Origin of the sequence: Rhodococcus sp. IC4_135, assembly GCF_011602025.1 — a bacterium.
Lineage (GTDB): Bacteria > Actinomycetota > Actinomycetes > Mycobacteriales > Mycobacteriaceae > Rhodococcus_F > Rhodococcus_F baikonurensis.
This window is the reverse complement of record NZ_JAAOLG010000035.1, coordinates 1-14645: the sequence shown is the minus strand read 5'-3', so window position 1 is coordinate 14645 and position 14645 is coordinate 1. Positions and strand designations below refer to the sequence as shown.

The following is a 14645-nucleotide window of genomic DNA, read 5'->3' as shown; positions in this document are numbered from 1 at the left end:
GAGTTAGGCGAACAAATCGGTCGAAAAGGGCTTTTCTCAGGTGTCGTCGCGTTGCATCGTGGCCCAGAGACCGGCCGCGTGGAGGCGACGGACATCGGCCTCCATCTTGTCGCGCGATCCGCTCGAGACCACGGCCTTGCCCTCCGAATGGACCTGCATCATCAGGTCGGTGGCCTTGGCTTTGCTGTAACCGAACAACTTCTGGAACACGTAGGTCACGTAGTGCATGAGATTGACCGGGTCGTCCCAGACGATGGTCACCCAGGGCCGATCGGCGGCTTCGATGGTCACCACAGCCTCCGACTGCTCGGGCGTGGCTTGAGGAGAGGAAGCCGTAGCGCCTCTCATCGTTACGTTCGCCGAGTAAGTGCCGGACACGGTCGCGCCGCCGAAAACCATGTATCCAGGGTACGGCGCGACGAGAGGCGACAACACCCACCCACGTCGTCTCGCGCATAGAGTTGTGTGCGTGCCTACGCAAATTTCCGACATCCGCGACGCCGGTGCCAGCACCGCACTGCTCACCGATCAGTACGAACTGACCATGCTCTCGGCGGCTCTCGCCGACGGATCTGCCTTCCGTAACTGCAGTTTCGAGGTATTCGCACGGCGGCTGCCCGACGGTCGTCGCTACGGCGTCGTCGCCGGTACCGAACGCCTGCTCGACGCACTCGAGCAGTTCCGGTTCGGTGAACCGGAACTGGCGATCGTTGCGAAATTCCTTGACGACACGACGGTCGAGTGGCTGCGCAACTATCGATTCTCCGGTGACATCGACGGCTACCGCGAGGGCGACTTCTACTTCCCCGGATCACCGATTCTCTCGGTCCGCGGAACGTTCGCCGAGTGCGTCATCCTCGAAACCTTGATTCTCTCGATCCTCAACCACGACAGCGCGATCGCTTCGGCCGCAGCCCGCATGGTGAGCGCAGCGGGCGGTCGACGGATGATCGAGATGGGCTCGCGTCGTACACACGAACAGGCCGCCGTCGCCGCTTCACGTGCCGCGTATCTCGCCGGCTTCGACGCCACCTCCAACCTCGAAGCCGCGCGGCGTCACGACGTACCCAGCGCGGGTACCAGTGCACACGCCTTCACTCTCCTGCACACCACCGAAGACGGTCCGGACGAGGCAGCGGCATTCCGCGGTCAGGTCGCGGCACTCGGCGTATCCACCACGTTGCTCGTCGATACCTACGACATCACCGAGGGTGTGAAAACGGCTGTCGCCGTTGCCGGTCCCGAACTGGGCGGAGTTCGCATCGATTCCGGTGATCTCGGCGTCCTGGCTCGCCAGGTACGGCAACAACTCGACGACCTCGGTGCCACCAAGACGCGCATCGTCGTCTCCGGCGACCTGGACGAGTACGCCATCGCGGCCCTGCGGGCCGAACCCGTCGACTCGTACGGCGTCGGCACTTCACTGGTCACCGGATCGGGCGCGCCCACAGCGGGCATGGTCTACAAGTTGGTCGAGGTGGACGGGATCGCCGTCGAGAAGAGAAGCACCAACAAGGCATCTCGTGGCGGCGCCAAGAAGGCACTGCGCGTGGTGCGTCCGACCGGAACGATCGTCGAAGAAGTCATCTACCCCGCCGGCTCGCCCGCTCCGGTTTCCGAGGCGGACGGCGCGACCGAATTGTTGATCCCGTTGGTTCGCGAAGGCAAAGTCGTCGAGAGCGCACCGACGCTCGAAGAGAGCCGCGCAGTTCTGAAGGCTGGGCTCGTGAGCCTGCCGTGGGAAGGACTCAAGCTCTCGCGCGGAGACTCGGCAGTGCCCGTTCGATTCTCCGGAGGTGAGCACCGGTGAGTGCAAAAGCACTGATCGTCGTCGACGTTCAAAACGATTTCTGCGAAGGTGGCGCTCTCGCTGTCGACGGCGGTGCTGCGGTTGCGGCTGCCGTCAACGATTTCGTCAACTCCCACGAGTACGACGCCGTAGTCGCGACTCGCGATTTTCACATCGACCCTGGGGCGCATTTCTCCGAGACTCCCGACTTCGTCGACAGTTGGCCGGTTCACTGCGTCGTCGGGACGGCCGGCGCCGAGTTCCATCCGGCGTTCGACGCCTCTGTCGCCGGTTCGGCGATCTTCTCCAAGGGCGCCTACAGCGCGGCCTATTCCGGTTTCGAGGGAGCAACCGAGGACGGCACGACGCTCGAGGACTGGCTGCGCGCCCACGAGATCACCGACGTCGACGTGATCGGCATCGCCACGGATCACTGTGTCAAGGCCACGGCCGTCGACGCCGCGCGCGCGGGGTTCGCCACGACAGTTCTTCTCCCCTTCACCGCTGGTGTGTCGACCGCCACGATCGAGTCGGCATTGGTGCAGATGCAGGAGGCGGGAGTGCAGCTGATCGGGCGAGACGAGGCGTCGTCGGAAGAAGACTCGAATGCCGGGGAACTACCCCGGGAATCATCCGTGGACGTTTCTGACGTAGGGATCCATTAACCTTCGTGGGTGGCCGATCAACTCCCGAACGTTCCCGAACTGCTCCAGACAGCGGTGCGGTCGCTCGGCGGTGCCGAACGAACCAGTCAGCTGACGATGGCGTCCGCCGTGGCGCACTCGATCGATACCGGCGAGCATCTTGCCGTCCAGGCCGGCACCGGTACCGGTAAGTCGCTCGCCTACCTCGTTCCGAGCCTGCGCCACGCGGTCGAATCGGGACGCACCGTGGTCGTGTCCACCGCCACCATCGCGCTTCAGCGTCAGCTCGTCGATCGAGATCTGCCGCGGCTCGCCGACGCACTGAAGAAGCCACTCGGCCGACGCGCCGAGTTCGCAATCCTCAAGGGCCGCAACAACTACCTGTGCATGAACAAGATCCACACCGGCGCGTCCGAGCAGCCACCCGAGGACGAGTTGTTCGATCCGTTCACGGTCTCGCGTCTCGGCCGGGAGGTCGTACGCCTCACCGAATGGTCCTCCGACACCGAAACCGGTGATCGTGACGAATTGGTGCCGGGCGTGTCCGATCAGGCGTGGCGGCAGGTCAGCGTCACCTCCCGCGAGTGCATCGGCAAGAACCAGTGCCCGGTCGGTGAGGACTGCTTCGCCGAGCGGGCCCGAGTCGAGGCGTCGAAAGCCGACGTAGTGGTCACCAACCACGCACTGCTCGCCATCGACGCCATCACCGGCATCCAGATCCTTCCCGACCACGACGTCGTGGTGATCGACGAGGCCCACGAGTTGGTCGACCGCGTCACCGGCGTTGCCACGGCTGATCTCACTGCCGCCTCGATCAGTGCCGCGGCCAGGCGCTGCGGCAAGATCGCCGAAGAACAGGACGCCGACCGACTCGAAGCTGCCGGCGAGGGTTGGGCGGGGCTCCTCGAAGAATTACGGCCAGGTCGATGGGAAGGCCTCCCGGACGGGGCGGCGCCCGCACTGGCCGCGATCCGCGACGCGGCCTGGTCGCTGCGCACCGCTATCGGCCCGGCCAAACCGGGTATGGCGGCCGCAGACCCCGAAGCCGCTGCCGCCCGCAACGCCGCGCTCTCGTCCGTCGACGACGTCCACGACAGCGCCGTACGCATTCTCACTGCTTTCGACGAACCCGACCCGGCCAAGCGCAAGGACGTCGTCTGGCTGTCCTCGGACGAGTTCCGCGGATCGGTGCGGCGCTCCGTCCGGATGGCTCCGCTCTCGGTCGGCGGGTTGCTGCGCTCACGACTGTTCGCCGAATCCACCGTCGTTCTCACTTCCGCGACACTGACCGTCGGCGGATCGTTCGACGGGCTCGCCGTCAACTGGGGTCTCCCCGCCGAATCGTCCGCGCGCCCCGACTCGGGTACCGCCATCGGAACCGAAGCCCCTTCCGACGCTTCGGCTTTCCGCTGGAATTCGCTCGACGTCGGGTCGCCGTTCGACCATGCCAAGGCCGGCATCATCTACATTGCCCGCCACCTGCCCACGCCCGGCCGCGACGGCCTCTCCCCGGTCTATCTCGACGAGATCGCCGAACTTGTCGAGGCTGCGGGCGGACGCACCCTCGGACTGTTCTCGTCGATGCGCGCCGCCAAAGCCGCGTCCGAGGCCATGCGCGAACGCCTCGACACACCGATCCTGTGCCAGGGCGACGACGCCACCGGCACCCTCGTCAAGGCCTTCGCCAAGGACGAACCCACGTCACTGTTCGGCACGTTGTCCCTGTGGCAGGGCGTCGATGTTCCGGGGCCGTCGCTGAGCCTCGTCATCTTGGACCGGATTCCGTTCCCGCGCCCGGACGACCCACTGCTGATGGCCCGCCAACAAGCCATCGAATCCCATGGCGGTAACGGCTTTCTCAGCGTCTCGGCCAATCACGCGGCGCTGCTCCTGGCACAGGGCGTGGGCCGTCTGCTTCGCAGCACCGACGACAAGGGCGTGGTCGCCGTGCTCGATCCGCGTCTGGCCACGGCGAGGTACGCGGGTTACCTTCGCGCATCACTGCCTCCGTTCTGGGAGACGACCAAACCCGAAGTCGTCCGCAAGGCACTCACCCGCATCCGCGACTCGCGTCCCTGACCGAGTTTCACCCGGGCACAATTCTGCCCCGGTACCGACCGAACGGCCCGGGGCAGAAAGCACAACGTCAGACGTTCGGTGTGGTCACCAATCCGAGTTCGGACGCATTGACCAACAACCGGTGATGTGGCAGAACCCGTACGGTGTAGCCGACGGAGCCGGAGACCGGAAGGGCGACCTCGGCTTCGAAGATCTCGGTTCCGTCCTCGGCGCCGAAGTGTGTCATCGGGAACGTCACCACGTCGGTGAGTTCCTCGCCCGGGCTGACGCGTCCGAGAACTGCCTGAACCTCGACATCCGAGACCGACAAGCCGCCGAGGCGGACCTTGGCCGTCAACGAGATGGTCGCACCGATCTCCGGAGTGTCCGGCAGGCCGGAACCGTCCACCTGCTCGACGGCGACCGACGGCCACTGCGATTCGATGCGGCGACGGAACTCGGCCACCTCACGCGCACCGGCAAAATCATCCGCCACTACCGCTCGAGCTGATTCCGCCGAAGGGGCGTAGTAGTCGACCGCGTAGTCACGAACCATGCGTGATGCCAACACCTTCGGGCCCAGGTTTTCGAGGGTGTGGCGAACCCTCTCGACCCAGCGCGTCGGCAGATCGGCTGCATCACGGTCGTAGAACGTCGGCAGCACCGCGTGCTCGAGAAGTTCGTAGAGCGCGCTGGCTTCCAGATCGTCACGCCGCACGTCGTCGAGAACACCGTCGGCCGTCGGAATGGCCCACCCGTTCTCGCCGTCGTACATCTCGTCCCACCATCCGTCACGAATGGAGAGGTTGAGTCCACCGTTGAGCGCGGATTTCATGCCGGAAGTACCGCATGCCTCGAGTGGGCGAAGCGGGTTGTTGAGCCACACGTCGCAGCCCCAGTAGAGGTAGCGGGCCATGGACATGTCGTAGTCGGGCAGGAAGACGATGCGGTGACGGACATCCGCTTCGTCGGCGAACCGTACGACCTGCTGAATGAGTGCCTTGCCACCGTCGTCGGCGGGGTGCGACTTACCGGCCACCACCAACTGCACCGGACGCTGCTCGTCGAGCAACATCGCACGCAGACGCTCGGGATCACGCAGCATGAGCGTCAACCGCTTGTACGTCGGAACGCGCCTGGCGAATCCGACGGTCAAAACGTTGGGATCGAAAACTCCAGTGGTCCAGCCGAGTTCAGCCTCGGTCGCGCCGCGTTCCAGCCACGATGCCCGGACGCGACGACGAACTTCGTCGACCAACTTGCCGCGCAACGCATTACGTGTTTCCCACAGTTCCGTGGCCGACAACTCGTGCAGGCGCTCCCACCCGCGCGCTTCTTCGAGTTGCTCCTGCCCGACGATCCGCCTGGCCACGTCCATCCACTCCGGCGCCGCCCACGTCGGTGCGTGCACACCGTTGGTGACCGAACCGATCGGCACCTCGTCGGCGTCGAATCCCGGCCAGAGTCCGTTGAACATGTCGCGGCTGACGATGCCGTGCAACTTCGAGACGCCGTTCGCGCGCTGCCCCAGACGAAGGCCCATGTGCGCCATGTTGAAGATCGACGGATCGGATTCGCGCCCCATCCCGACGATGCGGTCGACGGTCAGGCCAGGAAGCAACGTCGATTCGTTCTCGCCGTTCGTGCCGCCGAAGTAATGACGGACCAGATCTGCCGGGAAGCGGTCGATTCCGGCAGGTACCGGGGTGTGCGTCGTGAAGACGGTTCCGGCTCGAACCGCGGCCAGAGCGGAATCGAAGTCCAGACCACTGGTGGTGACAAGTTCCCGAATCCGTTCGATACCGAGGAATCCGGCATGCCCCTCGTTCATGTGGAACACCTCGGGATCGGGCAATCCGTAAGCCGCGGTGTAGGCGCGGACCGCGCGCACGCCGCCGATACCCGCGAGGATCTCCTGCTTGATGCGGTGATCCTGGTCCCCGCCGTAGAGGCGGTCCGTGACGCCGCGAAGGTCCGCGTCGTTCTCGGCGATGTCGGAATCGAGCAGCAGCAACGGCACTCGGCCGACCTGAGCGATCCACACTCGCGCACGAAGCACACGGCCACCGGGCATGGCCACGTGAATGACGACCGGAGATCCGTCGTCGGAGGCCGGGCCTGCGTCCGTCAGCAAACGAAGAGGCAACCCTTGAGGGTCGTGGGGTGGGTAGTGCTCGGCCTGCCAACCGTCGGCGGTCAGCGACTGGCGGAAGTACCCGGATCGGTAGAGCAGTCCGACGCCGATGAGCGGCAGCCCGAGATCGGACGCGGCCTTGAGATGATCACCGGCAAGGATGCCCAATCCACCGGAGTAGTTGGGCAGAACCTCACTGACCCCGAACTCCATGGAGAAGTACGCGATTCCGCCGGCCAACGACGTGCCCTTGGCCTGCTGGGACTGATACCAGCGCGGCGTACTCAGGTAAGCGTCGAGATCGGCTGCTGCAGTGTCGAGGTCACCGAGAAATGCCTCGTCGCTGCCGAGTTCGTCGAGCCGGGCGGGGTCGACTTCCCCGAGCATCCGGACCGGGTCGAACTGGACTGCTTGCCAGAGTTCGGGGTCGAGTCGCGAGAACAAATCCTGTGTCTCGGGATGCCACGACCAACGAAGGTTGGTGGACAGGGGGCCGAGCGCGGCAAGGCGCTCCGGAAGGTGGGCTCGGACAGTGAACCGACGCAAGGCTTTCACCCCGCGAACCCTAGTCGAGTTCCTTGCACTCTGTCTGGTGGAACCTCACGTCCGAGCCGACCTGACCACCGACGGACCCGGCTTCGCCGTTATCAGCGCTCCGGCGCGACACCCACTACGGTTGAACCGGCGAAAGAAAGTTTTACCGCGATCCATCACCAGAAATGGAGCTTCCCGTGTCAGGACGCCTCGGTATCGACGACGTGGTACCCGAGATCTCGGGTAACTATCCGGCAAAGGCCGTGGTCGGTGAAGTCTTTCCGGTGCATGCCACCGTGTGGCGAGAAGGCCACGACGCCATTTCCGCAACTCTGGTGGTGCGTGGTCCGCGCGGAACCAAGCCGCTGCGTATTCCGATGGATCCCGGCACCGAACCGGACACCGTCAACGCGGTGTTCACGCCGTCCGCCGAAGGCATGTGGTCGTTCCGGATCGAGGCGTGGAGCGATCCCATCGCCACCTGGAAGCACGCGGTGGAAGCAAAGCTGGCCGTCGGGCAGGGCGCTGTCGAGCTGGCCAACGACCTGGAAATCGGTGCGCGCCTGTTCGAACAGGCCGCGCACGAGGTGCCGCGGGGCAACAGGTCCCGGCTCGAGGCCGTCACGGCGTCGCTGCGCAGCGATCAGGCGCTGACTGCTCGCGTCGCTCCGGCCTTCGCCTCCGACGTGGCCGAATTGCTCCGCGCCACTCCGCTCCGCGAACTGGTCACCAAGGGCGAGTCCCACCCCGTCGTCGTCGATCGCAACCGTGCACTGTTCGGCTCCTGGTACGAGTTCTTCCCCCGCTCGACGGGCGGTTGGGACGAGAACGGGGTCCCGCAACACGGCACGTTCCGCACCTCGGCCGAGGACCTGCCCCGCATCGCGGCAATGGGTTTCGACGTCGTCTACCTACCGCCGATCCACCCCATCGGGGAGATCAATCGCAAGGGGCGCAACAACACCCTCACCCCCGAGCCCGGTGACGTCGGTTCGCCCTGGGCCATCGGCTCGGTCGACGGCGGGCACGACGCAGTCCACCCTCAGCTCGGCACCCTCAAGGATTTCAAAGCCTTCGTCGCCACCGCTCGCAAGCTCGATCTCGAAGTGGCACTGGATCTCGCGCTGCAGTGCGCCCCGGATCATCCGTGGGCCAAGAAGCATCCGGAATGGTTCAACGTCCTTCCCGACGGCACCATCGCCTACGCCGAAAACCCACCCAAGAAGTATCAGGACATCTACCCGATCAACTTCGACACCGATCCTCGCGGCCTCGACAAGGAGATCCTGCGAGTCGTCCGTCACTGGATCAGCGCCGGTGTCAAGATCTTTCGGGTCGACAACCCGCACACCAAACCGCCCAACTTCTGGGAGACGCTGATCTCGGAGGTCAAGAAGACCGACCCCGACGTCCTGTTCCTCGCCGAGGCATTCACCCGTCCGGCACGCATGTACGGTCTGGCGCGACGCGGATTCACCCAGTCGTACACGTACTTCACCTGGCGAGTGGCGAAATGGGAACTCACCGAATTCGGTAACGAGCTGGCGGCGAAGGCCGACGAAGCCCGACCGAACCTCTTCGTGAACACCCCGGACATTCTGCACGAATCCCTCCAGCACGGTGGGCCCGGAATGTTCGCTCTACGAGCAGCTCTCGCCGCTACACTGGCGCCGACCTGGGGCGTCTACTCCGGTTACGAACTTTACGAACACCAAGCCGTTCGCCCCGGCAGCGAGGAATACCTCGACTCCGAGAAGTACGAACTCCGTCCGCGCCGTTTCGCCGAAGCAGCAGCGCGAGGCGAATCTCTCGAGCCGTGGATCACCGCGCTCAACCGCATCCGGCGTGCACACCCCGCACTGCAGCAGCTGCGGAACCTGCACTTTCACCACATCGACAACGACGCACTGATCGCGTTCTCGAAGTTCGACGCCTCGACCGGCGACGCCGTCCTGACGGTGATCAACCTCAACCCGTTCGCGGCGGAGGAGGGCACTGTCTGGTTGGACATGCCGGCACTCGGACGCGAGTGGCACGACCACATGACCGTGCTCGACGAAGTAACCGGTGAGCAGTTCAATTGGGGCCAGGCCAACTTCGTCCGGCTCGAGCCCTGGCGTTCGGTGGCGCACATCCTCGCGCTCCCACCCGTTCCGTATCCGGCCCGGATCTCTCTGGCCTACCAAGCACGCAACGCGCACCGCGCGAGTGGAGGCAAGTGATGCCAACGGACAAGTCCCCTTCGGGTATCGCCCCGGACAGTCACGATCTGGATCTGCTGGCACGCGGTGAACATCACGATCCACACAGCGTCCTCGGCGCACATCCCCACGCCGACGGGACCGTTCTGCGAGCGCTGCGTCCCCACGCCGAGTCCGTCAGCGCAGTCATCGGCGGCAAAAGCTTTCCCCTCGAACATGTTTCGAACGGCATCTTCGCTGCCTTGGTCCCCTATCCCGACCTGATCGACTATCGCTATTCGGTGACGTACCCGGGTGGACACACCGTTCTCGCGGCTGACCCGTACCGATTCCTGCCAACCCTCGGCGAACTCGACCTACACCTGTTCGGCGAGGGTCGACACGAACGCCTGTGGGACATCCTCGGTGCACACCCGCGTTCTTACGAAACGCCGGACGGACCCGTCGACGGTACCTCGTTCGCCGTCTGGGCTCCGGCCGCCCGCGGTGTGACCGTCGTCGGCGATTTCGACGGGTGGGGAGGGCAATTCGCTCCCATGCGCGTCCTCGGCTCCACCGGAGTCTGGGAGATCTTCCTGCCCGACATCGCAGTCGGTTCGCTGTACAAGTTCCGAGTCCACGGACACGACGGCTCGGTTCGCGACAAGGCAGATCCGATGGCGTTCGGTACCGAGGTTCCACCGGCGACGGCCTCGCGGGTGACCACCAGTTCCCATGTGTGGAACGACGCTGCCTGGCTGGAAACCCGTGCAGGTGTCGACCCTTCGCAGTCGCCGATGAGTGTGTACGAGGTGCATCTCGGATCGTGGCGCCCCGGTCTCGACTACCGGCAGATGGCCGAACAGCTGGCGGAGTACGTCACCGCAACCGGATTCACCCATGTCGAACTGCTGCCGGTCTCCGAGCACCCGTTCGGCGGATCGTGGGGATACCAGGTCACGTCGTACTACGCACCGACGTCCCGCTTCGGCACGCCCGACGATTTCCGGTGGTTCGTGGACCACCTGCACGCCGCAGGAATCGGCGTCATCGTCGACTGGGTACCCGCGCATTTCCCGAAGGACGAGTGGGCGCTGGCCCGTTTCGACGGAACTCCCCTGTACGAGCATGCCGATCCGCGACGCGGCGAGCAGTTGGACTGGGGCACATACGTATTCGACTTCGGCCGCCGCGAGGTCCGGAACTTCCTCGTCGCCAACGCGCTCTTCTGGCTCGAGGAGTTCCACATCGACGGACTGCGTGTCGACGCCGTCGCATCGATGCTGTACCTGGACTACTCACGTCCGGAAGGTGGGTGGACTCCCAACATTCACGGTGGCCGCGAGAATCTCGAAGCCGTTGCGTTCCTGCAGGAGATGAACGCAACCGTCCACAAGAACCATCGAGGTGTCGTCACCGTCGCCGAGGAGTCGACGGCGTGGCCCGGAGTCACTCGGGCAACCAATGTCGGTGGCCTCGGGTTCAACATGAAGTGGAACATGGGGTGGATGCACGACACCCTCGGGTTCCTCGGTCACGACCCGGTGCACCGGACCTACCACCATCACGAGATCACTTTCTCGCTGATGTACGCGTGGAGCGAGAACTACCTGCTACCGATCAGCCACGACGAGGTGGTGCACGGCAAGGGGACTCTGTGGACCCGGATGCCCGGCAACGACTTCGCCAAGGCGGCCGGTCTTCGGTCACTGCTTGCGTACATGTGGGCGCATCCGGGCAAGCAACTGCTGTTCATGGGACAGGAGTTCGGCCAGAGCGCGGAATGGTCCGAAGAACGCGGCCTCGACTGGTGGCAGCTCGACGATCAGTACACCGGCACTCTCCATCGCGGCGTCCAGCGACTGGTCGGCGATCTCAACTCCGCGTACCGACGCCATCCGGCAATGTGGACCCTCGACACCTCGCCCGGTGGATACTCCTGGATCGACGCCAACGACACCGAGAACAACGTCCTCAGTTTTCTGCGTTACGGTACTGACGGTTCGATTGTCGCCTGCCTGTTCAACTTTTCGGGCAGTGAGCACTCGAGCTACCGCGTCGGGCTACCAGAGCCCGGCCGATGGGTGGAAATTCTCAACACCGATGCCGAGGTGTACGGCGGCTCCGGAGTCGGGAACCTCGGAGCGGTCACGGCAACGTCGCGTTCGTGGCACGGTCGGCCAGCCTCCGCACAGGTGGCGCTGCCAGCTGCTGGAGCGATTTGGATAAGTCTGGAGCGTTGATGGTCGGCCGGCGAGTAGTCATTGTCACGTCGTCACTGTTGGCGGTGGCCGCACTGCTCGCCGGTTGTGCCGGCGGAACGAACGGTCACGCCGTCTCGATTTATCACGACCCGTTCCGTGTCGCCGGACTCGACGCGACAGCGGGACCAAGTGGGTTGCGTCCGGGAGCCCCCAATGCCGACCGAGCAATCACCGGTACCGACGGTGGGGACATCGACGCCCTGGCGGCCAACGCCATCACCGACATCGAAACCTACTGGGCCGCCGAGTACCCGGCTCTGTTCGACAAGCCCTTCGAGCCGGTCGTCGAGCTGATCTCGTGGGACCCCACCGAATCGAACGGACCGGACTTCTGCGAGGAGACCACCGAAGAACTCATCAACGCCGGGTACTGCAGCATCGATCACACCATCGGTTGGGATCGCGAACTGCTGCTGCCCGAGGTTCGAGAGAAGTTCGGCGAAGTGGCCGTCGCGTTCATCTTTGCGCACGAGTACGGCCACGCGGTTCAACGCAAAGCCGGGATCGTCGGCGGTAAACGAGATGCGGCCCTGGTGCGAGAACAGCAAGCCGACTGTTTCGGTGGTGCCTTCCTGCGGCACGTCGCGGAGGACAAGGCCGCACACTTCACGATGAACACCTCCGACGGACTCAACAAGGTGTTGGCGTCGGCCGTCGCCATCCGCGACGAAGACCCTAATGATCCTGAGAGCCATCATGGTTCGGCTTTCGAGCGCGTCACCGCCACTCAGATCGGCTTCACCGACGGCGCCGGTGCGTGCGCGAAGATGGACGCCGACGAAATCGAGTCACGACGCGCAGACCTCCCGCAGCAGTTCGCCGAAGGCAACGACTCCGGAGAACTGCCTGTCACCGAGGCAACTCTCGACGAGTTCGTGAAGACATTCCAAGCGATCTTCGATCTACCCGAGCCGCCGAAGGTCGTGTTCACCGGCGCCGACACCGGGTGCAGCGATGCCGTTGCGACCGAACCCGTGTCGTACTGCCCGTCGACGAACACCATCGGAATCAGCGTCGACGACCTTGCCGAGCGCGGCACGCCGGGTCGCGTCGGGCGACGCGAGTTGATCCAGACCAACATCACCGGTGACTACAACGCCTACGTCCTGCTCGCGTCGAGGTACACCCTCGCGATGCAGAAGGAGAACGGCCAATCTCTCGACACCCCGCAGACTGCCTTGCGCGCCGCCTGCCTGTCCGGCGTCATCACCGCAGCGCTCAGTCCCACCAACGCCGCGGCGTCCGGCGCACAGGTCACACTCTCCCCCGGCGACCTCGACGAAGCCGTATCGGGGCTGCTGACCGACGGCCTCGCCGCCAGTGACGTCAACGGTGAGACGGTTCCGAGTGGGTTTGCGCGCGTCGACGCGTTCCGGACCGGTGTACTCGGCGGCCGGGAAGTGTGCGACAGCCGCTACACGGAGTAGCGGCTGCCGGTCCACACGTCAGTAGAGAGCGGAAGCCAACTTACGTCGGGCCGCGATGACGATCGGTTCTGCCGGGTCGAACAGTTCGAACAGTTCGAGCAAGCGCGTCCGAGCAGCAGCCTTGTCGTCGCCGGCAGTTCGCGAGACCACCGAGATCAAGCGGGCGAACGACGCCTCGGGTTGCTGGGCGAACATTTCCAGGTCGGCCGCAGCGAACTGCAATTCGAGATTGGACGGATCGGCATCCGCGGCCGCAATCGACTCGGGATCGACGCCCTGAACCCGAGCCATGAACTTCACCTGGCGGACAGCGCTCTTGGCCTCCGCGTTGTTGGGTTCGGCGTCGAGAATCACCTGGTACGCAGCGATGGCGGCGTCGAGATCGCCCTCGTCCAGCGCGGTTTCAGCTGCGACGAAGCGAGGATCCTCGACCTCCTCCACCGGCTCGTCACCGTCGGGCACAGGCCCACTCAACTTGCCCTCGACAGCTTGGAGCACTGCGTCGAACCACTGACTGAGCTGCGCCTCCGGCTGAGCGCCCTGGAAATCGGCCAACGGCTGACCTGCCGCGACGGCAACAACCGTCGGCACCGACTGGACGCCGAACGCCTGCGCGATACGAGGGCTCACGTCGACGTCGACGTTGGCAAGAATCCACTTGCCGCCGGCACGCGCGGCCAATGATTCGAGAACTTCGGTGAACACGACCGAGGGCTCGTATGCGCGGCCACCGATGTTGACGATGACCGGCACCTGGCTCGACTTGAGCAGGACTTCGCTTTCGAAGTTCTCCTCGGTCACCTCGATCACTGCCCCGGAGACAGCAGAAACGGCCCCGTCGCCGCTGGTGTTACGCGGCGGTGGTGGGGCCGTGGCCCGCTCTTTGAAGGCGGACAAGTCGACTGCGCCGCTCATGGCGGCAGCAACTGCGGACGAACGCGCGGGGGGCCTGGAACCTGGTCGAGTCACGACTCCCAGTTTGTCACGAGTTGCGCGGAGCTACGTAGAGGGATGCAGCACTCAGACGAGCGCAGCGTTTCCCTTGGATGCCTCGAACTCCGTGGACAGTTCGCCGAGCTTGCCGTTTCGCACGGCCCAGCGCTCGAATATGACGGTGCCGAACGGCGGAACGCTCGAGATCAGCGCAAGGATCGTGGTCTTGATGTCCCACTTGAGCGACCACGCGGTCAGGAGGGCAACAACGATGAACACCAGGAAGCCGGCGGTTCCGTGGACCATTCCGGGGATGCGAATCGCTTCTTCGTGTCCGAGGACCCACTTGAAGAACATGGCAACCAGCAAAGCCGCCCAGGTCACAGCTTCCCACCACGCCACCAGACGGAAGCGTTTCGCGGGAGTGGATACGTCAAAGATGTTCGCCATGAGGCCATTGTGCCCGAACAACTACGACGCCCCGTAGTTGTGTGAGGAAAACCACGGGGCGCCGCTGAGCGAGAGCACTGGTTCAGGTGTATTGAGACACTCAGGCCTTGGGGACGCGGATGATGAGTGCGTCGCCTTGTCCGCCGCCGCCGCAGAGTGCGGCTGCGCCGATGCCGCCGCCGCGGCGTTGCAGTTCGAGGGCGAGGTGCAGGGCGATGCGGGCGCCGGACAT

The 14645-nt window shown here is 64.7% G+C and carries 10 protein-coding genes and 1 pseudogene; 6 read left to right on the top strand and 5 right to left on the bottom strand.

The annotated features are described in order from the left end of the window. Positions 1-36 precede the first annotated feature (36 nt). Entirely contained in the window at positions 37-348 is a 312-nt protein-coding gene (gene clpS / locus G8767_RS30840) for an ATP-dependent Clp protease adapter ClpS (protein WP_166813669.1), read from the bottom strand. A 121-nt stretch (positions 349-469) separates the two neighbouring features. Between clpS and G8767_RS30835 the strand changes: the two genes are divergently transcribed. Genes G8767_RS30835 through G8767_RS30825 form a run of 3 tightly spaced genes read left to right on the top strand, consistent with a single transcriptional unit; the run spans position 470 to position 4512 of the window. Beyond that, on the top strand, positions 470-1810 hold the full coding sequence (locus tag G8767_RS30835) for a nicotinate phosphoribosyltransferase (RefSeq protein WP_185565010.1): 1341 nt from the start codon (positions 470-472) through the stop codon (positions 1808-1810). Beyond that, entirely contained in the window at positions 1807-2454 is a 648-nt protein-coding gene (locus G8767_RS30830; RefSeq protein ID WP_095973027.1) for an isochorismatase family protein, read from the top strand. The genes G8767_RS30835 and G8767_RS30830 overlap by 4 nt, the downstream gene beginning before the upstream one ends. 9 nt (positions 2455-2463) lie before the next feature. Beyond that, positions 2464-4512 carry an ATP-dependent DNA helicase gene (locus G8767_RS30825; RefSeq protein ID WP_166813643.1) on the top strand — a complete coding sequence of 683 codons (2049 nt, stop codon included), beginning with the start codon at positions 2464-2466 and terminating at the stop codon, positions 4510-4512. A gap of 67 nt (positions 4513-4579) precedes the next feature. Here G8767_RS30825 and glgP read toward each other — a convergent pair whose 3' ends face one another. Next, positions 4580-7180 (bottom strand): alpha-glucan family phosphorylase, encoded by a 2601-nt coding sequence (gene glgP / locus G8767_RS30820; RefSeq protein ID WP_166813641.1) that lies wholly within the window; start codon positions 7178-7180, stop codon positions 4580-4582. Between the two features lie 176 nt (positions 7181-7356). On the opposite strand from glgP, the gene G8767_RS30815 reads away from it, so the two are divergent. Genes G8767_RS30815 through G8767_RS30805 form a run of 3 tightly spaced genes read left to right on the top strand, consistent with a single transcriptional unit; the run spans position 7357 to position 13030 of the window. Continuing rightward, positions 7357-9381: an alpha-1,4-glucan--maltose-1-phosphate maltosyltransferase gene (locus tag G8767_RS30815; protein WP_166813639.1), complete on the top strand. Its 2025-nt coding sequence runs from the start codon at positions 7357-7359 to the stop codon at positions 9379-9381. Continuing rightward, the gene (glgB, locus tag G8767_RS30810) at positions 9381-11582 is read left to right on the top strand and encodes a 1,4-alpha-glucan branching protein GlgB (RefSeq protein WP_166813637.1); all 2202 of its coding nucleotides are present in this window, start codon (positions 9381-9383) and stop codon (positions 11580-11582) included. Before G8767_RS30815 ends, glgB begins: the two co-directional genes overlap by 1 nt. Next, a complete protein-coding gene (locus G8767_RS30805) occupies positions 11582-13030 on the top strand; it encodes a neutral zinc metallopeptidase (RefSeq protein ID WP_166813635.1) in 1449 nt (482 codons plus the stop codon). Before glgB ends, G8767_RS30805 begins: the two co-directional genes overlap by 1 nt. Before the next feature lie 18 nt (positions 13031-13048). Here the strand turns inward: G8767_RS30805 and G8767_RS30800 are convergent, their stop codons facing one another. The 3 genes and pseudogenes from G8767_RS30800 to G8767_RS30790 form a co-directional block, all read right to left on the bottom strand. Then, complete coding sequence (locus tag G8767_RS30800) at positions 13049-13945, bottom strand: tetratricopeptide repeat protein (protein ID WP_166813667.1); 897 nt, start codon at positions 13943-13945, stop codon at positions 13049-13051. 105 nt (positions 13946-14050) lie between these two features. Continuing rightward, positions 14051-14413 (bottom strand): DUF3817 domain-containing protein, encoded by a 363-nt coding sequence (locus G8767_RS30795; protein WP_020908283.1) that lies wholly within the window; start codon positions 14411-14413, stop codon positions 14051-14053. 100 nt (positions 14414-14513) lie between these two features. Beyond that, positions 14514-14645: pseudogene (locus G8767_RS30790) on the bottom strand (acetyl-CoA C-acyltransferase); the annotation flags it as partial.